Annotated in this window: 20 protein-coding genes; 5 read left to right on the top strand and 15 right to left on the bottom strand. The window is 70.4% G+C overall.

The window, feature by feature from the left end:
• Positions 1 to 330: 330 nt before the first annotated feature.
• Both tyrS and AWC02_RS01040 read right to left on the bottom strand, forming a co-directional pair.
• Positions 331 to 1,599 (bottom strand): tyrosine--tRNA ligase, encoded by a 1,269-nt coding sequence (gene tyrS, locus AWC02_RS01045; protein WP_085126417.1) that lies wholly within the window; start codon positions 1,597 to 1,599, stop codon positions 331 to 333.
• A 17-nt stretch (positions 1,600 to 1,616) separates the two neighbouring features.
• Positions 1,617 to 2,228: a DNA-3-methyladenine glycosylase gene (locus AWC02_RS01040; RefSeq protein WP_085126415.1), complete on the bottom strand. Its 612-nt coding sequence runs from the start codon at positions 2,226 to 2,228 to the stop codon at positions 1,617 to 1,619.
• Between the two features lie 64 nt (positions 2,229 to 2,292).
• On the opposite strand from AWC02_RS01040, the gene AWC02_RS01035 reads away from it, so the two are divergent.
• The 3 genes from AWC02_RS01035 to AWC02_RS01025 are packed head-to-tail and all read left to right on the top strand — an operon-like array spanning position 2,293 to position 4,435.
• The gene (locus tag AWC02_RS01035; protein WP_085126413.1) at positions 2,293 to 3,051 is read left to right on the top strand and encodes an ABC transporter ATP-binding protein; all 759 of its coding nucleotides are present in this window, start codon (positions 2,293 to 2,295) and stop codon (positions 3,049 to 3,051) included.
• Positions 2,985 to 3,815: an ABC transporter permease gene (locus AWC02_RS01030; protein ID WP_085126411.1), complete on the top strand. Its 831-nt coding sequence runs from the start codon at positions 2,985 to 2,987 to the stop codon at positions 3,813 to 3,815. The genes AWC02_RS01035 and AWC02_RS01030 overlap by 67 nt, the downstream gene beginning before the upstream one ends.
• On the top strand, positions 3,812 to 4,435 hold the full coding sequence (locus AWC02_RS01025; RefSeq protein ID WP_085126409.1) for a TetR/AcrR family transcriptional regulator: 624 nt from the start codon (positions 3,812 to 3,814) through the stop codon (positions 4,433 to 4,435). Before AWC02_RS01030 ends, AWC02_RS01025 begins: the two co-directional genes overlap by 4 nt.
• Here AWC02_RS01025 and AWC02_RS01020 read toward each other — a convergent pair.
• Both AWC02_RS01020 and AWC02_RS01015 read right to left on the bottom strand, forming a co-directional pair.
• Complete coding sequence (locus AWC02_RS01020; RefSeq protein WP_085126406.1) at positions 4,401 to 4,625, bottom strand: Trm112 family protein; 225 nt, start codon at positions 4,623 to 4,625, stop codon at positions 4,401 to 4,403. The genes AWC02_RS01025 and AWC02_RS01020 overlap by 35 nt on opposite strands.
• Positions 4,622 to 7,609 (bottom strand): acyl-CoA synthetase, encoded by a 2,988-nt coding sequence (locus tag AWC02_RS01015; RefSeq protein WP_085126404.1) that lies wholly within the window; start codon positions 7,607 to 7,609, stop codon positions 4,622 to 4,624. The genes AWC02_RS01020 and AWC02_RS01015 overlap by 4 nt, the downstream gene beginning before the upstream one ends.
• A gap of 115 nt (positions 7,610 to 7,724) precedes the next feature.
• On the opposite strand from AWC02_RS01015, the gene AWC02_RS01010 reads away from it, so the two are divergent.
• On the top strand, positions 7,725 to 9,503 hold the full coding sequence (locus tag AWC02_RS01010; protein ID WP_085126435.1) for an ABC-F family ATP-binding cassette domain-containing protein: 1,779 nt from the start codon (positions 7,725 to 7,727) through the stop codon (positions 9,501 to 9,503).
• Positions 9,504 to 9,578: 75 nt separating this feature from the next.
• On the opposite strand, the gene AWC02_RS01005 is transcribed toward AWC02_RS01010, so the two are convergent.
• The gene (locus tag AWC02_RS01005; RefSeq protein ID WP_085126433.1) at positions 9,579 to 10,229 is read right to left on the bottom strand and encodes an SIMPL domain-containing protein; all 651 of its coding nucleotides are present in this window, start codon (positions 10,227 to 10,229) and stop codon (positions 9,579 to 9,581) included.
• A 96-nt stretch (positions 10,230 to 10,325) separates the two neighbouring features.
• Complete coding sequence (locus AWC02_RS01000; RefSeq protein ID WP_085126431.1) at positions 10,326 to 10,994, bottom strand: M15 family metallopeptidase; 669 nt, start codon at positions 10,992 to 10,994, stop codon at positions 10,326 to 10,328.
• A gap of 138 nt (positions 10,995 to 11,132) precedes the next feature.
• On the opposite strand from AWC02_RS01000, the gene AWC02_RS00995 reads away from it, so the two are divergent.
• Entirely contained in the window at positions 11,133 to 11,804 is a 672-nt protein-coding gene (locus AWC02_RS00995) for a biliverdin-producing heme oxygenase (RefSeq protein ID WP_085126402.1), read from the top strand.
• Here AWC02_RS00995 and argH read toward each other — a convergent pair.
• The 9 genes from argH to AWC02_RS00950 form a co-directional block, all read right to left on the bottom strand.
• Positions 11,794 to 13,206, bottom strand: a complete 1,413-nt coding sequence (gene argH, locus AWC02_RS00990; RefSeq protein ID WP_085126400.1) for an argininosuccinate lyase — start codon at positions 13,204 to 13,206, stop codon at positions 11,794 to 11,796. The two genes, AWC02_RS00995 and argH, sit on opposite strands and share 11 nt — an antisense overlap.
• The gene (locus AWC02_RS00985) at positions 13,203 to 14,399 is read right to left on the bottom strand and encodes an argininosuccinate synthase (protein WP_085126398.1); all 1,197 of its coding nucleotides are present in this window, start codon (positions 14,397 to 14,399) and stop codon (positions 13,203 to 13,205) included. Before AWC02_RS00985 ends, argH begins: the two co-directional genes overlap by 4 nt.
• A 29-nt stretch (positions 14,400 to 14,428) precedes the next feature.
• The gene (locus tag AWC02_RS00980; protein WP_085126396.1) at positions 14,429 to 14,917 is read right to left on the bottom strand and encodes an arginine repressor; all 489 of its coding nucleotides are present in this window, start codon (positions 14,915 to 14,917) and stop codon (positions 14,429 to 14,431) included.
• On the bottom strand, positions 14,914 to 15,840 hold the full coding sequence (gene argF, locus AWC02_RS00975; protein ID WP_085126394.1) for an ornithine carbamoyltransferase: 927 nt from the start codon (positions 15,838 to 15,840) through the stop codon (positions 14,914 to 14,916). Before argF ends, AWC02_RS00980 begins: the two co-directional genes overlap by 4 nt.
• The gene (locus tag AWC02_RS00970; protein ID WP_085126392.1) at positions 15,837 to 17,012 is read right to left on the bottom strand and encodes an acetylornithine transaminase; all 1,176 of its coding nucleotides are present in this window, start codon (positions 17,010 to 17,012) and stop codon (positions 15,837 to 15,839) included. The genes argF and AWC02_RS00970 overlap by 4 nt, the downstream gene beginning before the upstream one ends.
• Before the next feature lie 61 nt (positions 17,013 to 17,073).
• Positions 17,074 to 17,943, bottom strand: a complete 870-nt coding sequence (argB, locus tag AWC02_RS00965; protein WP_085126390.1) for an acetylglutamate kinase — start codon at positions 17,941 to 17,943, stop codon at positions 17,074 to 17,076.
• Positions 17,940 to 19,145 carry a bifunctional glutamate N-acetyltransferase/amino-acid acetyltransferase ArgJ gene (gene argJ, locus AWC02_RS00960; RefSeq protein ID WP_085126388.1) on the bottom strand — a complete coding sequence of 402 codons (1,206 nt, stop codon included), beginning with the start codon at positions 19,143 to 19,145 and terminating at the stop codon, positions 17,940 to 17,942. The genes argB and argJ overlap by 4 nt, the downstream gene beginning before the upstream one ends.
• Positions 19,142 to 20,200: an N-acetyl-gamma-glutamyl-phosphate reductase gene (argC, locus tag AWC02_RS00955; protein ID WP_085126386.1), complete on the bottom strand. Its 1,059-nt coding sequence runs from the start codon at positions 20,198 to 20,200 to the stop codon at positions 19,142 to 19,144. Before argC ends, argJ begins: the two co-directional genes overlap by 4 nt.
• A gap of 55 nt (positions 20,201 to 20,255) precedes the next feature.
• Entirely contained in the window at positions 20,256 to 21,722 is a 1,467-nt protein-coding gene (locus AWC02_RS00950) for a dihydrolipoyl dehydrogenase family protein (protein ID WP_085126384.1), read from the bottom strand.
• Positions 21,723 to 21,806 lie beyond the last annotated feature (84 nt).

Genomic DNA, 21,806 nt, shown 5'->3' with positions numbered 1-21,806 from the left:
GGCGCCGAAGGCATGGCAAAAAACAACAACAAACAAAAACCACCAAACACACTATTGAGTTCTCAAACAACACGCCCATCTGAACGCGCAGACTACCCGCGGCTAAAAGCCGCGTGCAGGCAGTGCGGGCAGATGAAAACCCCCGGAATCGCATCCGAATCACAGTGGATTCCGCGGGCTTGTCGCGCTCCCCCGGCTGGGCCGTGTCGCGGCGACGTGGATAAAGTTACGCGAGGTGAAACTGGGAGTCAAATCCGCTGCTAGCAGGCTGTTTTGACCGGGTTCAAGATCAACTCGGACGGCTCCTGCGGGGCGCAGAACTCCGCCACGCTAGGCCCGCTCGACTCCCGCCACGTTGCGCTTGCCCCGGCGCAGCACCAGCCACCGTCCATGCAGGAAGTCCTGGGGCTGCGGCGTCCATTCCTCGCTGTCGACGCGCACATTGTTGACCGACACACCGCCCTCGCCGATGGTGCGCCGGGCGGCCCCACGACTGGCCGACAAACCGGTGGCGACCAGCAGATCCACAATGCCGTCGGCGCCGCCGGGTTCCAGGCGGGCCACCTGCGTCTCCTGTAGGGCCGCCGTCAGGGTGGCCTCGTCGAGCCGGGACAGCTCTCCCCTGCCGAACAGCGCCTGGCTGGCCAGCTCGACCGCCTCGGTGGCCGCCTGCCCGTGCACCAGCGTGGTGAACTCGCGCGCCAGGGCGCGCTGGGCGGCCCGCTCGTGCGGGCGCGCCGCGGTCGCCTCCTCGAGTTCGGCCAGCTCCTCGGCCGTCAGGAACGTGAACCAGCGCAGATACCGGATCACGTCGGCGTCGGCGGTGTTGAAGAAGTACTGGTACCAGGCATAGGGACTGGTCATCTCCGGATCCAGCCACAGGCTGCCGCCGCCGGTGGACTTGCCGAACTTGGTGCCGTCCGCGGCGGTGACCAGGGGCACCGTCAGTGCGTGCACGGTCGCGCCCAGTTTCTGGCGCACCAGCCGGACGCCGGCGATGATGTTGCCCCACTGATCGGAGCCGCCGATCTGCAGCGCGCAGCCGTAGCGCTGATGTAGCTGCACGTAGTCGTTGGCCTGCAACAACATGTAGCTGAACTCGGTGTAGGAGATGCCCTCCTCGAGGCGGCGCCGGATGGTGTCGCGGTCGAGCATCACGTTGACCGAGAAGTGCTTGCCGACATCGCGCAGGAACTCCACCGCCGACAGCGGCGCGGTCCAGTCCAGGTTGTTCACCACCACCGCGCCGGTCGGCCCGGTGTCGAAGTCGACGAAGCGCTCCAGCTGTCCGCGGATCCGCTCGGACCACTGCGCCACGGTGTCGGCGGTGTTGAGGGTGCGCTCGCCGCTGTCGCGGGGGTCGCCGATCAGCCCGGTGGCGCCGCCGGCCAGCACGATGGGCCGGTGCCCGGCCCGCTGGAATCGGCGCAGCGCCAGCAGTGGCACCAGATTCCCGGCATGCAGGCTCGGCGCGGTGGGGTCGAAACCCGCGTAGACCGTGATCGGCCCGCGGGTCACCTCGGCGGTCAGTGCGTCCAGGTCGGTCGACTGGGCGATCAGCCCGCGCCAGCTCAGCTCGTCGAGAATCGTCGTCGGCATGGATCGATTTTCCCGGATCAGTCCGAGGCGCCCGGCGCCGGTGCCCGCGGGCTGCGTCGGTAGGCCGAAACCTCGGGCGTTCCGGCTGCCCACAGCCGCCAGGGCCGGTCGGCCGCGCGGCTGACGCCCACCCGCGGTCCGGCCTGCGCGGCCAGCGGCGCGCCAAGCCGCAGCCGCACCGGACTGCGCGGGTCGAACAAGTCGATTCCGTTGTCCGCCATGGTGATTCCCAACGCCGAACACAGGTTGCCGGGTCCGCGGGCCAGCGACTCCCGCGGTAGCACCTGGCCGCGCCGGCCGCGAGCCACCGGCTCGCCCGCGGCGACCACCGCCGCCCGCAGCAGCACCGCGGCGGCCGTCCCGTCCGGGCCGCAGACCACATTGGCGCACACGTGCATGCCGTAGCTGCGGTAGGTGTAGAGGCGCCCGGGCGGGCCGAACATCACCGCGTTGCGCGCCGTGGGCCCCCCGTAGGAATGCGCCGCCGGGTCCGGCCAGGGGCCGTGCGGCACGCCGCCGTAGGCCTCCACCTCGACGATCGTCGCGTCCACCCCGCGGCAGCTGAGGGTGGCGCCGAGCAGGCGCTGGGCGGCCGTGAGCGGATCCACGGCCAGCCGCACAGCGTTCACCCGGGGAATTCTGCCTGGTCCCGGCCTCTTGACAGGGCGCCGGGCCGGGCCGATTATTCATCACATGATGATTTCATCGCGCGGTGAATTCTCGGGGGACGCTCCGGCCATCTCCGTCGATCACCTGCGCGTCATCCGGGGCAAGCGCCCGGTGCTACACGACCTCTCGGTCCAGATCTGCCCGGGCACCATCACCGGGCTGCTCGGGCCGTCCGGCTGCGGCAAGACCACCCTGATCCGCTGCATCGTCGGCACCCAGCGCATCGCCGGCGGCCGGGTGGAGGTGCTGGGCAGCCCGGCCGGCTCGCGGGAGCTGCGCCGCCGGGTCGGCTACATGCCGCAGGACGCCACCATCTACGACGACCTGCGGGTGCTCGACAACGTGCGGTACTTCGCGGCGCTGGCCGGGGCCGACTCCCGCGAGGCGGACGAGGCGATCGCCGCCGTGGATCTGCAGGACCACCGCGGCGACTACTGCGCCAACCTGTCCGGCGGGCAGCGCGCCCGGGTCTCGCTGGCCTGCGCCCTGGTCGGCCGGCCGGACCTGCTGGTGCTCGACGAACCGACCATCGGCCTGGACCCGGTGCTGCGCGCCGAACTCTGGCAGCAGTTCGGCGCGCTGGCCCGGCGCGGCACGACGCTGCTGGTGTCCAGCCATGTGATGGACGAGGCCGACCACTGCGGCGATCTGCTGCTGATGCGCGAAGGCAGGCTGCTGGCGCGCACCACACCGCAACGACTGCGAGAGGAGACCGGATGTCACGCGATGGAGGAGGCGTTCCTGTCCGTCATCCGGCGCACCACCGCGCTCCGGGCAGGCTGAGCGCACTGCTGGCACCGCGGCCCTTCGTGGCCACCACGCTGCGGATTCTGCGCCAGCTCGCCGGCGACCACCGCAGCGTCGCGATGATCCTGCTGGTCCCCAGCCTGGTCATCGCCCTGATGTATTTCATGCTCTCCGACGCCGTCCATCCGCCGGGCACGCAGTCGCCGTTCAACGCCGCGTGCCTGGTCCTGCTGGGCCTGTTTCCGCTGTTCCTGATGTTTGTCATCACCGCGATCACCATGCAGCGCGAACGTGCGTCGGGAACCCTCGAGCGCATCCTGACCACCCCGCTGCGCCGGGGCGACCTCCTTGCCGCCTACGGGACGGCGTTCTCGGTCGCGGCGGCCGCCCAGGCCACCCTGGCGTGCGTCGTCGCGTTCTGGCTGCTGGATTTCCACACCGCGGGCAGCCCGGCCTGGGTGTTCGGCATCGCGATCATCAACGCGGTGCTCGGTGTCGGCCTGGGCCTGCTGTGCAGCGCGTTCGCCCGCACCGAGTTTCAGGCCGTCCAGTTCATCCCGTTGGTGATGGTGCCGCAACTGCTGCTGGCAGGGATCATCGTGCCGCGGGCGGCGATGCCGGACTGGCTGCAGTGGGTGAGCAACGCCCTGCCGGCCAGTTATGCCCTCGACGCGCTCCAGCAGGTGGGCGCGCACCCGGATCTGACCGGGACCGCGGTGCGCGACATCGCCATCGTGCTGGCGTTCGCGGTCGCCGCACTGGGCCTGGCCGCGGTCACCCTGCGGCGGCAGACACCGTGACGCCCGCCGCGCCGCCCAGCCGCCGGCCGGGGCGCCCCTCGGGCGCCTCGGACACCCGCGAGAGGATCTTGACCTCCGCCCGGGAGCTGTTCGCCGCCAACGGCTTCGCCCACACCGCGATCCGGGCGGTGGCCGCCCGGGCCGGCGTCGATGCGGCGCTGGTGCACCACTACTTCGGCACCAAGCAGCAGCTGTTCGCCGCCGCGGTCGAACTGCCGGTCGATCCGATGATGGTGCTGGGGCCGCTGCGGCAGACCCCGGTGGAAGACCTCGGGCACGTGCTGCCCGAACTGCTTCTGCCGCTGTGGGATTCGCAGACCGGAACCGGGATGATCGCCGCGATGCGCTCGCTGCTCACCGGGGCGGAGGTACCGCTGGCGCGGTCGTTCTTCCGCGACATCGTGGTGGCCGAGCTCGCCCCGCGCGTCGACGAACCGGCCGGGACCGGCGTCCTGCGCGCCGAGTTCGCCGCCAGCCAGCTGATGGGTGTCGTGGTCGCCCGCTACATCGTGGGGCTGGAGCCCATCGCCTCGCTTCCGGCGCGCGAGATCGTGGCGATGATCGGTCCCACCCTGCAGCGTTATCTCACTGGGGAGCTGCCGGACCCGCTTGGGCGATGAGCGCGGCGTGCTCCTCGTCGCCGATGGGTTCGGACTCGTCGATCAACAACACCGGGATGTCGCCGTCGATCCGGTAAGCCCGGCGCAGCCGGGGGTTGTACAGCGCACCAGCACCGGAGCGCTGCACCAACAGCAACGGGCCGCGGTCGGCCGGGCACACCAGGATGTCGAGCAGATCTTGCGGGATCACGGACGGCCGCCGGCCAGTTCGGTGCGCACCGCGGTGGTCAGGCGTTTGAACTGCCGGCTGGTGGCGTCGTAATACCAGGCGTTGCGTCCGGCCTTGGGCAGCCCCGCCTCCCGCAGACCGCCGACCACCGGACGGTAGACGGTGCTCAGCGCCAGGTCGGGCACCACGTGGATCAGGTCGGGCCCGGTACCGGCGGGAATGGCCGCCATCGCCTCGGTGAGGTCGGCGGCGGTGATCGTGGCGCCCGCCTGCACCGTGACCGCCGACACCACCAGGTCACCGCCCTCGGTCGGCACCCGGTAGGTCACCCCCAGGTCGACACCGGTGACCGCACTGAGCGCATCGGTGATGACCACCGGGAACGCGATCCCCCGGTCGGTGGCGATGCGCGACGAACGCCCGCCCACCAGCCAGTAGTCACCGTCGGCGTCGCGCCGGAACAAAAACTCCGTGGAGATCCAGGTGTCGGCCGGGGCGAACACGCCGCGCTTGACCGACGCCGCCGGGTCGATCGGCCCGCGCGGTTTGGCCAGCAGCACCCCGACTTCGTCGGTCTCGGCGACGCGCACGAAGCCCCGGTCGTCTTCCAGGATCAGGTCGAGTTCGGAGTCATAAGCCGCCAGCTCCACCTCCACCGCGCCGGGCAGCGGGCGGCCCTTGCTGCCGACCTTGACGCCGGAGACGTTGGCCAGCACGGCCTGGCCGTCCTTGGTGGCGAAGAACTCCACCACGTTGGCCGGGGCGAACACCTCGGTGACCCGGTTCCACAGGCCGATGGGCATACCCGAGCCGATGAACAGTCGCACCGGGTGGTTGCCCTGCAAGACGAAGTTCGGGTCGTCGATGACCTCGCGCAGCATCGCCCAGGTGTAGGACACCACGCTGACCCCGTACCGGCGCACCTCGGCGACGAACGTGTCCGGATTCAGACCACGCGACAGCGCGATGCGCGCCCCACCGACCACCGCACCGCCGAGGCTGACCAACAGCCCGGACTCGTGGTGGAGCGGGGTCAGGCAGTACACCGTGTCGTTCGGCCCCAGCGCCGCCGCCGAGGCGGTGCCGAAAGCCGAGAGCGCCCACCGGAAGTTGGTGATCTGCTTGGCCACCAGCTCGCCGCCGGCGTTGCCGAAGGCCACGAACGCCAGGTCGCGTGCGAATCCCGGGTTGGGGCGGTACCAGCCGGGCAGTTCCACCGCGTCGGGGTCGATCTGCTCCATGTCGATGACGTTGAGGTCGGTCGGCAAATCGAGGTCGCGGGCTTCACCGCCGCCGAGCACCAGCACCTGGCAGCCCAGTTCCCGGGCGGCGTCGCCGGCCAGGTCCAGGGTGTCGGGGTCGACGATGATGTCGGAGAAGCCGGCCAGCCGGGCCGCGGGCAGCAGATCCCCGTCCGTCGGCATGAGCACGGCCACCGCGCCCAGCCGGGACAGCGCCGCGATCGCGACCAGGGCGCTGGGCCGGGTGGCCATCAGCACTCCCACATGGACGCCCTGGCGCACCCCGACCTCGATCAGGCCGCGGACGACGTTGTCGATGCGCTTGTTGACCGCCTCGTAGGTGTGCACCCGCCCGTCGAACAGCAGGAATTCGCCGTCGGGTGAGTCCGCGGCCTGTTCGTCGATGATGCGGCCCAGCGAGATTCGGGTGTGGTCGTTGATCTGCCCCAGCCGGGCCAGCCGCGGCAGGGTCCGGGCGGTCTCCACCGCCATGGTGCGCACCGACTTCTGCGCCGCCACCAGGGCGTCGGCGGCACCGCGGGCCAGCGTCAGGGCCACCCCCGAAGCCTCGCCCAGGCCGTGCGCGATCCGCGACGTCATCGCGACGCCGCCGCTGCTGGCTCCCCGGGCGGGCTGCTCGGACATCAGCGCCACCCCGGCCGGCTGCGGCCCCATCCCGGACTGCCACAACACCCAGCGCGCCACCGTCGGCCAGGTCTGCTCGGCGGCCTTGGACCCCACCACCAGACCGAAATGCCCCGCCCGCAGCAGGTATTCGAAGACCTTGGCATCCGGGGCGGCACGGCGGATGCCGCGCACGGCCGCCGGCTGCCCGATGTCGTCGACCTCGCCGACGAACGCCAGCACCGGGCAGGTGATGTCGGTCAGCGTGACCAGTTGCCCGTTGATGGCGAAACCACCGGTCATCATCCGGTTGTGGGCGATGAACTGCTTGAGCAGCTCGGAGATCGCCGGGCCCGACCAGGCGATCCAGCCCTCGGACTCCAGGAACCGCCGCTGCGCCTCCCGCGGCAGCAGCGCCTCCCGGTCGTGCAGCTGGCGCATGAAGTCGATCCGGGCCTTGGCGGTCTTGAGCGGGTCCATCATCTGGAAGCCCACCCGGGCCTGCCAGCCCGAGATATCCAGCCGGTTGAAGACGTGGTCGGCCATGAAGCCGGCCACGTTGGCGGCAAGGTTGGGCGGGACGCCCATGGGCAGGGCGGCCAGGGTGTCCACCGGCGATCCGAACGCAATGATGCTGGCGATGCTCTTCGAATGCCGGTACGCCCCGGCCTGATAGGCGAACATGCCGCCCTGGGAGTAGCCGGCCAGGTGCACGTCGCGCCCGGTCGTCTCGGCGACGGTGTCGATGGCCTGGCTCAGCCCGACGATGTGGTCGGCCAGGTTGCGGCGCATGCCGCCTTCGATCTGGTCCGGCGAGCCGAAGTCGATGACCCAGGGGTCGAGGCCGGCGTCGTGCAGGATCCCGACCGCGCCCTCCTCCTGGGTGACGTCCCACATGTTCGCCGACATCATCATCGGGTGCACCAGCAGCACCGGCGGTCCGGGCTGGGGGTGTCCCGGCCGGCTGTCCGGCGGGAAGTACCGCCGCAGCTTGTACATCGGGGTGCTCTCGACGATCTGGAACGGTGAGGGGACGGTGCCGGTCTCCAGACCGCCCCAGCGCAGCACCTCCAGGCCGTTCTGCGCGGTGGCCATCAGCCATTCGACCGGCCGGCTGACGGCCGACAAGTTCAGATCCACCGCTGCTCCCTACACTTCGCGCGCCCGATCAAATGACGTGCACATTCTGGCACATCAGTGCCGCCAGTCCGGCTGGTTCACCATTCGGCAACGGGCAGGCAGTACCGTTCCTGCGGTGGCACACCTGCTCGGAGCTGAGGCCCTGCACCTGCGCTACCCCACCGGTGTGGTGTTGGACTCAGTGACTCTGGGAGTCAACGACGGCGCCCGGATCGGGATCGTCGGCCGCAACGGGGATGGCAAGTCGTCGCTGCTGCGGCTGCTGGCCGGGGCGGTGACCCCGGATTCGGGCCGTGTCACCCGGCGCAGCGGCCTGCGCGTCGGGTTGCTGGACCAGGCCGACACCCTCGACCCCGCCCGCACGCTGGGAGCGTCGCTGGTCGGTGAGCAGGCCGACCACGAATGGGCGTCCAACCCGCGGATCCGGGATGTGGTCGACGGACTGGTGGCCGACATCGCCTGGGACGCAACCATCTCGGAGCTGTCCGGCGGGCAGCGCCGGCGAGCCCAGCTGGCAGCACTGCTGATCGGCGAGTGGGACGTGATCTGCCTCGACGAGCCGACCAACCACCTCGATGTGGAGGGCATCACCTGGCTGGCGCGCCACCTGCAGCAGCGCTGGGCCCGCAACAGCGGCGGCCTGCTGGTGGTCACCCACGACCGGTGGTTCCTCGACGAGGTGGCCACCACCACCTGGGAGGTGCACGACCGCATCGTGGAGCCGTTCCAGGGCGGCTACGCGGCCTACGTGCTGCAGCGGGTGGAGCGCGACCGGATGGCCGCGGCAAGCGAGGCCAAGCGGCAGAACGTGTTACGCAAGGAGCTGGCCTGGCTGCGCCGCGGGGCCCCGGCGCGCACCTCCAAGCCGAAGTTCCGCATCGAAGCCGCCAATGCGCTGATCGCCGACGTCCCGCCGCTGCGCAACGACGTCGAGCTGATGAAGCTGGCGACGGCGCGGCTGGGCAAAGACGTGATCGACCTGCTGGACGTGTCGGTCTCCTTCGACGGCAAGCCGGTGCTGCGTGACGTCGAGTGGCGGATCGGGCCCGGTGAGCGCACCGGGATCGTCGGGGCCAACGGCGCCGGGAAGTCCACCCTGCTGGGTCTGATCGCCGGGACGGTGGTGCCCGACAGCGGCCGGGTCAAGCGCGGTAAGACCGTGCGACTGGGCATGCTCGACCAGCAGTCGACGGAGCTGGCGTCCCTCGCCGAGGACCGCGTGGCCGACGTGCTGGGCCGGCTGCGCAACGACTACCAGGTCGACGGCAAGGAGATGACGCCGGCGCAGCTGCTGGAGCGCCTCGGGTTCGGCAGCGCACAGCTCTCGGCCCGGGTCGGTGAGCTCTCCGGTGGCCAGCACCGGCGGCTGCAGCTGATGCTCACGCTGCTCGCCGAGCCCAACGTGCTGGTGCTCGACGAGCCCACCAACGACGTCGACACCGACATGCTGACCGCCACCGAGGATCTGCTGGACTCCTGGCCGGGCACCCTGATCGTGGTATCCCACGACCGGTATCTGCTGGAGCGGGTCACCGACCAGCAGTACGCGATCCTGGATGGGCGGCTGCGGCACCTGCCGGGCGGGGTCGACGAGTATCTGGCGCTGGCCGCCGAGATGCGCCGGGCACCGGCCGCGCGCCCCGCCGCGCCCGCCGCGGCCGGCGGTCCGCTGTCAGGGGCCCAGCTGCGTGCCGCGCAGAAGGACCTGGCCGCCGTGGACCGCCGGCTGGCGAAACTGGCCGAGCAGATCGAGGCCAAGCATCACCAGCTGGCCGACCACGACCAGTCCGACCACGTGGGCCTGGCCGAGCTCACTCGGGAACTGCGGGCGCTGGAGGCGGAGGTCACCGAGCAGGAAAGCCGCTGGCTGGAGCTCTCGGAGCTGGTGGAGTAGGTCGTAGGTCCCGCGTTCACAGTCCGGAAAGCCCGTTTGCCGTCTTGGACATCGATCTGAGTCAAGCGCTGTTCGTCACTGGACCTCGTGGGCGACGAAACGTGCCGTGACAGTGGCAGACAGCTCGATGTGGTTTGGCTCCAGCACTACCTCGGCCCCGTCATTGGCCGATCCCGTGCGCATCGGCGCGGCAACGCCGCCATACGACTGGCCGTCTTGGTCGACCACCTCAAGGGGACGGACTTTACCGAGCCCTAACGCGTCGGCATACTGCTGGGCGCGGGTGACGGCATCGCGAACAGCATAGGTTCGGGCTTTGACTATTAGCTTCGCGCGCAGCTTATCGGTGAGGGACCACTTGACCCGTTCCAGCCGGAAGCCTTCGACATTCGAGATCCCCTGGCTCACCCAGCGCGACAATTCAGCGAAGTCACGGAACTTCACCTCTAGGTCGACGGCGGCATGGTGAACAAGCGGAAGTTGTTTGCCGTCCCGGTTCCATGGTCGTTCAGACCGTGTACGCAATTGGTTGGCAGACCACCAGGTGACTGAGCCGTTGTCCCGCAGGGGGCTGATCGACGTCTTCACCGCTTCTAAGTCACGCGCCACGCGGTCGTACACCGGCTCCATCTGCGGGCCCTGGTAGGCGACCGTCACATGAGCGGTCCCTCGTTCGGGGGCGTGGAACGACGAGAATGATCCGCGTACCGAAATTTCAGTCGACATGCCAGACAACATAACGGCGGTGTAAGACAAACAAGTCCGCGCCGGAATCCGAATCGGGCACAACCAGACGGCGCTGTGTCGCCAACTGCCGTCACCTCAGCGCTGTTCGAAATGCTGGTAGTCCACCGGCGAGCGCCAGTTTCCGCCCCAGGTCCAGCCCGCGTCGGTGAAGGCGCGCACCGCGTCGTCGCCGGCATGCAGCAGGCCCGGTGCGCTGCTGGCGCGATTGAGGTAGGTCGCGGCGTTGTGCGGCTCGAACCCGTCGCCGTCGACTGACGGGTTCAGCAGCGGGTTGACGTCGATGGCGCGCCCATAGGCGTGCAGCGCCCAGTTGCCCGAGCCCGGGATGCGCCGGCAGTTGAACGCCGAGGTGTTGTTGTCCTCCATCGACAGTTCGTCGTCGCCGCCCCGGTAGGCGGCCGCCGGCCGCATCTTCTCGATCGGGAAGTCCAGCCGGTAGAGGCGCTCGAACACCGCGATCACCTGTGCGACCAGTTCTTGATGCACGATCAGCTCGCCGCGGTGCGGTAGGTCGTCGAAGCCGAGGTGAGTCAGCGTCACGCGCCGCAGTTGCTCAGGGCCGACCGGGCAGCCGGGTCGCCAGGTGGCGCCGAGGTCGGCGGCCGTTACGGCCTCGACGACGGGCTCGATGCCGGCTTGTCCGCCCGGCGGCGGTGCAGCCACCGGCGCGGTGCCCGGCGGCGGTGCAGCGCCGCACTGCGCCAGCACCAGGCAGGCCGCGCCCGCGGTCGCGGCGCGCCTCAGGGTGCACAAGGTCCGGCTGCCGTTGATTCGCTCACGCTAGCCCAACGCGACGCACCGGACGGCGCACCGGGACCGGTGTCGGCGGGTTCATTACGCTGATGGGCGGCGCGCTCGGACCGACCAGGGAATGGATGGGAAATGTCGATGCAGGCCCAGGTGGACCCCGATGCCCTCCGTTCGTTGTCCACCGCGATGCGGGAGGGATCGCAAGCCGCGCACGACGCCGCCGAGGCCTCACCGTTCGTGTCGGAACTGATGGGCGGCAACGTCAACGAACAGGGCTACGCCGACTACCTTGCGCGGTTGCGGATGATCTATGCCGCTCTGGAAGAGGCGGTGCGGCAGCGCCGCGACAGCCCACTGGTGGCGTCGGTCTACGACCCTGAGCTGGAGCGGGTGGCGGCCCTCGACAGCGACCTCGACTTCTGGACGAACGGGACGGCTCGGGCCGTGGATTCGCCTGCCGCTCAGGCGTACTGCGAGCGGATCGCCATCGCCTCAGACGGCGCCCTGCTGGCCCACCACTACACCCGCTATCTGGGTGATCTGTCCGGCGGCCAGGCCATCGGGCGCGTGCTGGACCGCACGTTCGGGCTCGACGGCGCCGGCCTGGCGTTCTATGAGTTCCCGGTGCGGGCGAAACCGTACAAGGACGCCTACCGTGCCCGCCTCGACAATCTCGGCCTTACACCCGACGAGATCGACGGGGTGGTCGATGAGGTCCGGTTCGCGTTCGGGCTGAACCAGGACCTGTTCGACGAGCTGGCCGGGAATCTGGCCGCGTATCGGCGCGCAGACGTCAGCCGTTGAGCCAGCGGCGCTGGTCGGCGGCACGCTCGCGCAGACCCGCCAGCTGCTCGGCCACCCGCACCGGCGCAGTCCCGCCGCGGGCATCGCGGGATGCCACTGAGCCCTCGACGGTCAGCACCTCGCGCACCTGCGGAGTGAGGTCGGCGCTGATGGCGGCCAGCTCCGCGTCGGTCAGCTCATCCAGCCCGACGCCGCGCTGCTCGGCCGCCTGCACCGCGGCGCCCGCCGCCTCGTGTGCGACGCGGAACGGAACACCTTGGCGCACCAGCCATTCGGCGATGTCGGTGGCCAGGGTGTAGCCGGCGGGAGCCAGTGCGGCCATCCGTTCGGTGTCGAACCGCAAGGTGCCCACCAGGCCGGCCATCGCGGGCAGCAGCAGCTCCAGCTGCGCCACCGAGTCGAACACCGGCTCCTTGTCCTCCTGCAGGTCCCGGTTGTAGGCCAACGGCTGAGCCTTGAGGGTGGCCAGCAGACCGGTGAGGTTGCCGATCAGCCGGCCGGACTTGCCGCGGGCCAGTTCGGCGATGTCAGGATTCTTCTTCTGCGGCATGATCGAGCTGCCGGTCGACCAGGAGTCGTGCAGCACGGCATAGCCGAATTCGGTGGAACTCCACAAGATGATGTCCTCGGCCAGCCGGGACAGGTCGACGGCGATCATCGCGAACACGAAGGCGGCCTCCGCGGCGAAATCGCGCGCGGCGGTGGCGTCGATCGAGTTGTCCGCGGCCGCGGTGAAGCCGAGTTCGGCGGCGATGGCGTCCGGGTTCAGGCCCAGCGACGAGCCGGCCAGCGCACCCGAACCGTACGGGGACACCGCTGCGCGGGCGTCGAAGTCGGCGATGCGGTCCACGTCGCGCAGCAGCGGTTGGGCGTGGGCCAGCAGGTGATGCGCCAGCAGCACCGGCTGCGCGGACTGCAGGTGCGTCTTGCCCGGCATGATCGCGCCGGGGTGGGCGGCGGCCTGCTCGGCCAGCGCCTCGACCACGTCGAGCACCCCGGCGGCCACCCGGCGCACCGCGTCGCGCAGCCACAGCCGAAACAGGGTGGCCACCTGGTCGTTGCGCGAGCGCCCAGCGCGCAACCGGCCGCCCAGCTCCGGCCCCACCCGGTCGATCAGGCCGCGTTCCAGCGCGCCGTGCACGTCCTCGTCGGTGACCAGGGGCCCGAAGCTGCCGTCGGCGACATCCTCGCCGAGGCTGTCCAGGCCGACCAGCAGCCCGTCACGCTGCTCGGCGGTGAGCAGCCCGGCGTCGTAGAGCACCTTGGCGTGCGCCTTGGACGCGGCGATGTCGTAGGGCGCCAGCACCCAGTCGAAGTGGGTGGACTTGCTCAGCGCCGCGAGCGCGTCGGACGGTCCTTCGGCGAACCGCCCGCCCCACAGTGATCCCTCGTTGGTGCTCACCCCAAGTCCCGGCGGGCGGAGATCTTCGAGCTCAGGCCGTGGATCTGGACGAAGCCGCGGGCGGCGCTCTGGTCGAAGGTGTCGCCCTCGTCATAGGTGGCCAGGTTGAAGTCATACAGCGACTCGGCGCTGCGCCGGCCGTTGACGATGATGCTGCCACCGTGCAGGACCAGGCGGATGTCGCCGGACACGTGCTGCTGGGTGTCCTCGACGAACACCTCCAGCGACCGCTTGAGCGGGCTGAACCACAGGCCGTCGTAGGTGAGCTCGCCCCACTTGCGGTCTACGCCGCGCTTGTAGCGGCCCAGTTCCCGCTCCAGGGTGACGTGCTCGAGCTCGGTGTGCGCGGTGATCAGCACCATGGCGCCGGGCGCCTCGTAGATCTCGCGGCTCTTGATGCCCACCAGCCGGTCCTCGACCACGTCGAGCCGGCCCACGCCCTGCGCGCCGGCCCGGGTGTTGAGCTCCTGGATGATCTGCAGGACGCTGAGCGGGCGCCCGTCGATGGCCACCGGGCGGCCCTTGTCGAAGCTGATGATCAGCTCGTCGGGGGCGTTGAAGTTGACCGTCGGGTCCTCGGTGTAGTCGTAGACGTCCTTGGTGGGGGCGTTCCACAGGTCTTCGAGGAAGCCGGTCTCCACCGCGCGGCCCCAGACGTTCTGGTCGATGGAGAACGGCGAGCGCTTGGTGACGTTGATCGGGATGTCGTTCTGCTCGGCGAAGGCGATCGCCTTCTCGCGGGTCCAGGCGTAGTCGCGGACCGGGGCGATCACGTCGAGTTCGGGCGCCAGCGAGGCGAAGCCGACCTCGAAGCGGACCTGGTCGTTGCCCTTGCCGGTGCAGCCGTGCGCCACGATGGTGCCCCCGTGGCTGCGCGCGGCATCCACCAGGTGCTTGACGATCAGCGGCCGGCTGATGGCCGACACCAGCGGGTAGCGGTCCATGTAGAGCGCGTTTGCCTTGATGGTGGGCAGGCAGTACTCGTCGGCGAACTCGTTGCGGGCGTCCACCACGACGGCTTCCACGGCGCCGCAGTCCAGTGCCCGCTGCCGCACCACCTCCATGTCCTCGCCGCCCTGGCCGAGGTCGATGGCGACCGCGACCACTTCGCGGCCGGTCTCCTTGCCGATCCAGCTGATCGCCACCGAGGTGTCCAGGCCACCGGAATACGCCAGGATGACGCGTTCGGACATCGAGATCTCCTTGCTGTGTGCTCTTGGTCTTACTGCAGGTCGTTGAGGGCGGCGGCCAGTTCGGCGCCGGTCATCGGCTCACGGGCCGCTACGAAGATGGTGTCATCCCCGGCGATGGTGCCGACCACGTACGGTAGCGCGGCCCGATCGATGGCACTGGCCAGGTAGTCCGCCGCCCCGGGTGGGGTGCGCAGCACGGCGAGATTACCGGTGGCGTCGGTGGACACCAGCAGCTCCCCCAGCAGCCGGCACAGCCGGTCGGTTCCGCCGGAGACCGCGCGCACCGGGCTGCCGTCCTCGGGCACCACATACACCCCGGCTCCCCCGTCGACGCCGCGCAGTTTGACCGCGCCCAGTTCTTCGAGGTCGCGCGACAAGGTGGCCTGGGTGACCTCGATGCCGTCGGCGGCCAGGATCGCGGCCAGTTCGGTCTGGCTGCGCACCGCTGCCGAGGACAGCACCTCCACGATGCGGGCCTGGCGGCCCACCCGCGTGACGCTGCTGTCGGCTCGGCTCATCGCGACCGGTCCAGCAGCCACACCAACAGCGCCTTCTGCGCGTGCAGCCGGTTCTCGGCTTCGTCCCACACCGCACTGTGCGGCCCGTCGATCACCGCATCGGTGATCTCGTCGCCGCGGTGGGCCGGCAGGCAGTGCAGCACGGTGACGTCCGAGTCGGCCAGCGCCACCAGTTCGTCGTTGATCTGGAAGGGCCGGAACGGCGCCACCCGGTCCAGGCCGTCGTCCTCCTGGCCCATCGAGGTCCAGGTGTCGGTGACCAGCACGTCGGCGCCGGTGGCGGCCTTGGCGGCATCGGCGGTGAGGGTGATCGAGGCGCCGGTGTCGGCGGCGCGGGCCTGCGCGGCGGCCACCACGGCGGGGTCCGGGGTGAAGCCATCCGGGGCGGCGACGGTGACGTGCAGTCCGGCGGTGACGCCGCCCAGCATCAGCGAGTGCGCCATGTTGTTGGCGCCGTCGCCCAGGTAGGTCAGTTTCAGGCCCTTGAGGTCGCCCTTGCGCTCGGCGATGGTCTGCAGGTCGGCCAGCACCTGACAGGGGTGGAACTCATCGGAGAGCGCGTTGACGATCGGCACCGTGGCGGTCGAGGCCATCGCCGTCAGGCGGTCCTGGGCGAAGGTGCGCCACACGATGGCGTCGACGTAGCGCGAGAGCACCTGTCCGGTGTCTTCCAGGGTTTCGTCGCGGCCCAGCTGGGTGGAGCGGCCGTCGACGACGACGGCGTGGCCGCCGAGCTGGGCGATGCCCAGCTCGAAGGAGAACCGGGTGCGGGTGGAGTTCTTGTCGAAGATCACCGCGACCCCGCGGGGGCCCTCGAGCGGCCGGGCGCTGAACGGCTTGGCTTTCAGTTCCGCTGCCAGTGCCAGGATTTCGGCCTGCTCGGCCGGGGTGACGTCGTCGTCGCGCAGGAAGTGCCGAATCATGACTGAGCCTCGTTCGCGGTGTCGAGCACTGCCGGCAGGGCAGTGATGAAGCTGTCGATCTGTTCTTCGGTGATGATCAGCGGTGGCGCGAGCCGGACCACGCCGGGCGCGGCGGCGTTGACCAGGAAGCCGGCCTGGCGGGCGGCGAGCTCGACGGCCTTGGCCTTCGGCTCGCGCAGCACCACGCCCTGCAGCAGGCCCTTGCCGCGGACATGGTCGATCAGCGGATGGGCCAGCTCTTCGATGCCGTGGCTCAGCGTCTTGCCGAGTGTGCCCGCCTTGGCGATCAGGTCGCCTTCAACCAGGGCCTCCAGCACCGCCAGCGCGGCCGCGGTGCACACCGGGTTGCCGCCGAAGGTGCTGCCGTGGCTGCCCGGGGTCAGCAGGTCGCCGGCCGCACCGACGGCCAGGCAGGCGCCGATCGGCAGCCCGCCGCCCAGGCCCTTGGCGAGCGTGACGATGTCGGGGACGATGCCGTCGTGCTGGTGTGCGTAGAAGGCGCCGGTGCGGCCGATCCCGGTCTGGACTTCGTCGAGCACCAGCAGCGCACCGTGGGCGGCGGTGATACCGCGCGCCTGCGCCAGGTAGCCGGCGGGCGGTGTGACCACGCCGCCCTCCCCCATGATCGGTTCCAGGAACACCGCGGCAGTGGTCGAATCCACCGCGGCGGCAAGCGCCTTGACGTCACCGTAGGGAACGTGGACCACCTCGCCGGGCAGCGGCTCGAACGGCGCCCGCTTGTCGGGCTGTCCCGTCAGGGCCAGCGAACCCATGGTCCGGCCGTGAAACGCGCCTTGGGCGGCAACGATTTTCGTCTTGCCGGTGAGCCGGGTCATCTTGAAGGCCGCTTCGTTGGCCTCGGCTCCCGAGTTGCAGAAGAACACCCGCGCCGGAACACCCAGATGTCCGACCAGGCCCTCGGCCAGGGCGATGCCCGGTTCGGTCGCGTACAGGTTGGAGGTGTGGCCCAACGTGTTCAGCTGGCGGGTGACGGCCTCGATCACCGCCGGGTGCCGGTGACCGAGCACGTTGACCGCGATCCCGCCGAGCAGGTCGAGGTAGCTCTTACCGGCCTCGTCGGTCACCACCGCGCCCTCGCCGCTGACCAGGGCCAGCGGCGGGGTGCCGTAGTTGTTCATCATCACCGCAGACCAGCGGTCCTGCAGGGTCATTGGCGCCACTCCTCCTCATCGCTCCGCAGGCTCCGCTCTGCATCGTCGTGGACGCGAGTCATCAGGGGTTTACCACCTTGGTTCCGGTGCCGGCATCGGTGAACAGCTCGACCAGGACGCAGTGTTGGACCCGGCCGTCGATGATGTGGGCGCTGGGCACCCCGCCGCGCACGGCGCGCAGGCAGGCTTCGACCTTGGGGATCATGCCGGACTCCAGGGTCGGCAGCAGCCGCTCCAGGGTCGCGGTGTCGATCTCGCTGACCAGCGAATCGGTGTTGGGCCAGTCGGTGTAGAGGCCGTCGACATCGGTGAGCATCAGCAGTTTCTCGGCCCGCAGGGCTTCGGCCAGCGCGGCCGCAGCGGTGTCGGCATTGATGTTGTGCACCACCCCGTCCGGGTCGGGTGCCAGGGTGGAGACCACCGGGATCCGTCCCGCGGCAATGAGGTCCAGCACCGCGGCGGCGTTGACCTTCTCGACGTCGCCGACCAGGCCGATGTCGGTGTCGACCCCGTCCACGGTGACGCTGCGGCGAACCGCGGTGAACAGCGCGGCGTCCTCACCGGTGATGCCGACCGCGTACGGGCCGTGGGCGTTGATCAGGCCCACCAGTTCCCGGCCGACCTGGCCGAACAGCACCATGCGCGCCACATCGAGCACTTCGGGCGTGGTGACCCGGAAGCCGCCCTTGAAGTCGCCTTCGATGCCGAGCTTCTTGAGCATGGCGCTGATCTGCGGGCCGCCGCCGTGCACCACGACCGGGTGGATGCCGCAGTTGCGCAGGAACGCCATGTCGGCGGCGAACGCGTGCTTGAGGGTGTCGTCGGTCATGGCGTTGCCGCCGTACTTGACGACGACGATCCGGCCGTGCAGCTGCTTGAGCCAGGGCAGGGCTTCGGCCAGCACCTGGGCTTTGACGTGTGTGGGAATCATGAGGAGTACGCGGAATTCTCTTCGACGTAGGCGTGGGACAGGTCGGTGGTGCGCACGGTGGCCTGCCCGACGCCGATGTCCAGTTCCACCTTGACCTCGATGTCGGCCGCGGACAGGTCGACCTCGCGGGCGCCGGGCATCGGCATGCCCGCACTGAAGACCGGGAAGCCGTTGAACGACACCGTGATCCGGTCCGGTTCGATGGTGAACGGCACCATCCCGATGGCGGCCAGCACCCGGCCCCAGTTGGGGTCCGAGCCGAACAGCGCGGTTTTGACCAGGCTGTCGCGGGCCACGATCCGGGCGGCGACCAGGGCGTCGCTGTCGTCGGGCGCGCCGGTGACGGTGATGGCCACCCGTTTGGTGACGCCCTCGGCGTCGGCCTGCAGCTGGGCGCACAGGTCGTCGCAGACCGCCAGCACCGCGGCGTCGAGCTCGTCGCGGCTGGGCGTGATCTCGCTGGCTCCCGACGACAGCAGCAGCACGGTGTCGTTGGTGGAGCAGCTGCCGTCGACGTCCAGCCGGTCGAAAGTCAACGCGGCGGCCCGGCGCAGCGCGCCGTCGAGCGCCGCGGCGTCGACTTTGGCGTCGGTGGTCAGCACCACCAGCATGGTGGCCAACGACGGCGCCATCATCCCGGCGCCCTTGGCCATGCCGCCCACTGTCCAACTGTCCTTGTGGTGCAGCGCAACCTGTTTGGGGACGGTGTCGGTGGTCATGATGGCGCGGGCGGCGTCGTCTCCGCCGACCAGGCCGCCGGCCATCGCCTGCACCACCTCGGTGACCCCGGACAGCAGCTTGTCCATGGGCAGCCGGTCGCCGATCAGGCCGGTGGAGCAGACCGCGACCTCGATCGCTCCGGTCTCGGTGCCCCAGGCCGACAACGCGGCCGCGACCGCCTCGGCGGTGGCGTGGGTGTCCTGGAAGCCGCCCGGGCCGGTGCAGGCGTTGGCGCCGCCGGAGTTGAGGATCACCGCCCGCAGCCGGCCGGACGTGAGCACCTGGCGGCTCCACTGCACCGGCGCGGCCTTGACCTGGTTGCTGGTGAACACCCCCGCGGCGGCGTAGTCCGGCCCCTCGTTGAACACCAGCGCCAGGTCCGGCTTGCCCGAAGCCTTGATGCCGGCGGCGATTCCGGCGGCCCGGAAGCCTTCGGGTGCGGTGACGCCCTGCTCGCGTACCAGGGTGTGGCCGGCGGTCACGGTGCCACTCCCACCACGGACAGGCCTTCGGTCTCCGGCCAGCCCAGCGCCAGGTTCATCGCCTGCACCGCCGCTCCACCGGTGCCTTTGACCAGGTTGTCGATCGCGGCGATCGCGATGAACGTCGAGGCGTCCGCGTCGAGGTCCACCGCGAGATGCGCGGCGTTGCTGCCGATCACCGATCCCGTCTTGGGCAGCTGGCCCTGCGGCAGCAGGTGCACGAACGGCTCGTCGGCGTAGGTCTTTTCGTAGGCCGCGCGCAGCTCGGACAACGGCGCGGTGGTTTTCGCGGTGCAGGTGGCCAGGATTCCCCGCGAGGCCGGGATCAGCACCGGGATGAACGCGACCCTGACGTCGCGCTGGGTGACCGCGCGCAGGCCCTGGCCGATCTCCGGGGTGTGCCGGTGCACGCCGCCGATGTTGTAGGCCCGCGCCGATCCGATCACCTCCGAGCCCAGCAGGTCGACCTTGGCGGCCTTGCCCGCACCGGAGGTGCCGCTGACGGCCACCACGGTGACATCGGGCTCCACCAGGCCGGCGGCGACGGCCGGGAACAGCGCCAGCAACGCCGCGGTCGGGTAACACCCGGGGACCGCGATCCGCCGGGCGTCTTTGAGTTTGTCGCGCCCGCCGGGCAATTCGGGCAGCCCATAGGGCCACGTCCCGGCGTGCGGCGAGCCGTAGAAGCGTTCCCAGTCGCCGGGGTCGCCCAACCGGAAGTCGGCTCCGCAGTCGATGACCACGGTGTCGTCGCCGAGCTGTTCGGCCAGCTCCGCCGAATGTCCGTGCGGCAGGCCCAGGAACACCACGTCGTGGCCGGCCAGAACGCTCACGTCGGTGGGTTCCAGCACCCGGTCGGCCAGCGGTACCAGGTGCGAGTGCTGTTCGCCCAGGGTGCTGCCGGCGTTACCCGCGGCGGTCAGGGCGCCGATGCGCAGCCGGCCGTCGGCGTAGGCGGGATGCCCGAGCAGCAGCCGCAGGATTTCCCCGCCGGCGTAGCCGCTGGCGCCGGCCACCGCCACGTTGATCGCTGTAGTCACCGGGCGATTCTGCATGACTATGCGGCCATATGCAAACTAATTACGCTACGGGCGCGCCGCCCGAAGGGTGTCACGTCACGCCGGCCGGGGTCTGGGTCACCGCGGCGTCGCGGTAGGCCTCCAGCAGCCGCAGCCACACCTCGCTGATGGTCGGAAAGCACGGCACGGCATGCCACAACCGGCTGATCGGCACCCGGCCCGCGACGGCCACGGTGGCCGAATGCAGCAACTCGGCCACCCCCGGGCCGACGAACGCGACGCCGAGCAGGTACTCGTTGTCGACGTCGACCACCATGCGCGCCCGCCCGCGGTATCCGTCGGCGTGCAGCTGGGCGCCCACCACGGCATCACCGATCTCCACGTCCACCACATGCACCCGGTGGCCGGCACGCTGGGCCTTTTCGGCGGTGAGGCCCACCGCGGCCGCTTCGGGGTCGGTGAAGAACACCTGCGGCACCGCGTGGGTGTCCGCTGTCGCGGTGTGGCAGCCCCACGGCGCGGGGTCCAGCGGCCGCCCGGCCGCGCGGGCGCCGATCACGTCGCCGGCGATGCGGGCCTGGTACTTGCCCTGGTGGGTCAGCAGCGCCCGGTGGTTGACGTCGCCGCACGCGTACAGCCAGCCGTCCTCGACGGCGCGCACCCGGCAGGTGTCGTCGACCTCCAGCCAGTCACCCGGGGTCAGTCCGACGGTCTCCAGCCCGATGTCGGCGGTCGCCGGCCGGCGGCCGGTGGCGAACAGGATCTCGTCGACCTCCAGCGCGCTGCCGTCGGTCAGTTCCACCTGCACCGGCCCGTCCGCCTCGCGGCGCTGCAGCCGGGCGACCGAGACGCCGAAGCGCACATCGACTCCCGCGTCGGTCAGCCCGCCGGCCACGTACTCCCCGACGAACGGCTCCATCCGCGGCAGCAGCCCCTTCCCGCGCACCAGCAGCGTCACCGCCGAACCCAAACCCTGCCAGGCCGTGGCCATTTCCACCCCGACGCCCCCGGCGCCGACGACGGCCAGACGCCGCGGGACCGAGGTCGCTTCGGTGGCCTCCCGATTGGTCCACGGGCGCACCTCGGGGATGCCGGGCAGATCCGGAAGCGCCGCACGGGTTCCGGTGCAGACCACCACCGCCTGCCGGGCGATCAGCCTCACCTCGCCGCCGGGCGTGGTGACCACCACGCGCCGCGGGCCGTCCAGGCGGCCGTCGCCGCGCACCAGGGTCGCGCCGATTCCGGCGATCCAGTCCGCCTGCCCGTCGTCGTGCCAGTCCCCCACGTAGTGGTTGCGCCGTCCGAACACCGCGGCGGTGTCGATCGCCGAACTGACGGCCTGGCGTGCGCCGGCCACCCGGCGGACGTCGTCGAGGGCCAGCACCGGCCGTAGCAGTGCCTTGCTGGGCACGCAGGCCCAGTACGAGCACTCGCCGCCGATGAGTTCGCGCTCGACCACCGCCACCGTCAGCCCGGCGGCCCGGGCGCGGTCGGCGACGTTCTCCCCGACCGGTCCGGCGCCCAGAACGATCACGTCGTAGGTTTCGGCTTCGTTCATCGGGCGGACCCCCTCGAAGTCACGCGGCAGGACGGGCGCCTCCCAGCATGCCCGAGCAGGGGGTTTCGCAACAGCCCGCGAACG

Origin of the sequence: Mycolicibacter engbaekii (assembly GCF_002101585.1) — a bacterium.
GTDB classification, from domain to species: Bacteria; Actinomycetota; Actinomycetes; order Mycobacteriales; family Mycobacteriaceae; genus Mycobacterium; species Mycobacterium engbaekii.
This window is presented reverse-complemented; position numbering and strand designations above follow the sequence as displayed.

Excerpts from the sequence above, each read along its gene's own strand:
- tyrS (WP_085126417.1), bottom strand. The coding sequence starts at position 1,599 with ATGCCGACGACGATTCTCGACGAGCTGAGCTGGCGCGGGCTGATCGCC.
- AWC02_RS01035 (WP_085126413.1), top strand. The coding sequence starts at position 2,293 with ATGATGATTTCATCGCGCGGTGAATTCTCGGGGGACGCTCCGGCCATC.
- AWC02_RS01030 (WP_085126411.1), top strand. The coding sequence starts at position 2,985 with ATGTCACGCGATGGAGGAGGCGTTCCTGTCCGTCATCCGGCGCACCAC.
- AWC02_RS01005 (WP_085126433.1), bottom strand. The coding sequence starts at position 10,229 with ATGTCGACTGAAATTTCGGTACGCGGATCATTCTCGTCGTTCCACGCC.
- AWC02_RS00995 (WP_085126402.1), top strand. The coding sequence starts at position 11,133 with ATGTCGATGCAGGCCCAGGTGGACCCCGATGCCCTCCGTTCGTTGTCC.
- AWC02_RS00985 (WP_085126398.1), bottom strand. The coding sequence starts at position 14,399 with ATGTCCGAACGCGTCATCCTGGCGTATTCCGGTGGCCTGGACACCTCG.
- AWC02_RS00980 (WP_085126396.1), bottom strand. The coding sequence starts at position 14,917 with ATGAGCCGAGCCGACAGCAGCGTCACGCGGGTGGGCCGCCAGGCCCGC.
- argF (WP_085126394.1), bottom strand. The coding sequence starts at position 15,840 with ATGATTCGGCACTTCCTGCGCGACGACGACGTCACCCCGGCCGAGCAG.
- AWC02_RS00970 (WP_085126392.1), bottom strand. The coding sequence starts at position 17,012 with ATGACCCTGCAGGACCGCTGGTCTGCGGTGATGATGAACAACTACGGC.
- argB (WP_085126390.1), bottom strand. The coding sequence starts at position 17,943 with ATGATTCCCACACACGTCAAAGCCCAGGTGCTGGCCGAAGCCCTGCCC.
- argC (WP_085126386.1), bottom strand. The coding sequence starts at position 20,200 with ATGCAGAATCGCCCGGTGACTACAGCGATCAACGTGGCGGTGGCCGGC.
- AWC02_RS00950 (WP_085126384.1), bottom strand. The coding sequence starts at position 21,722 with ATGAACGAAGCCGAAACCTACGACGTGATCGTTCTGGGCGCCGGACCG.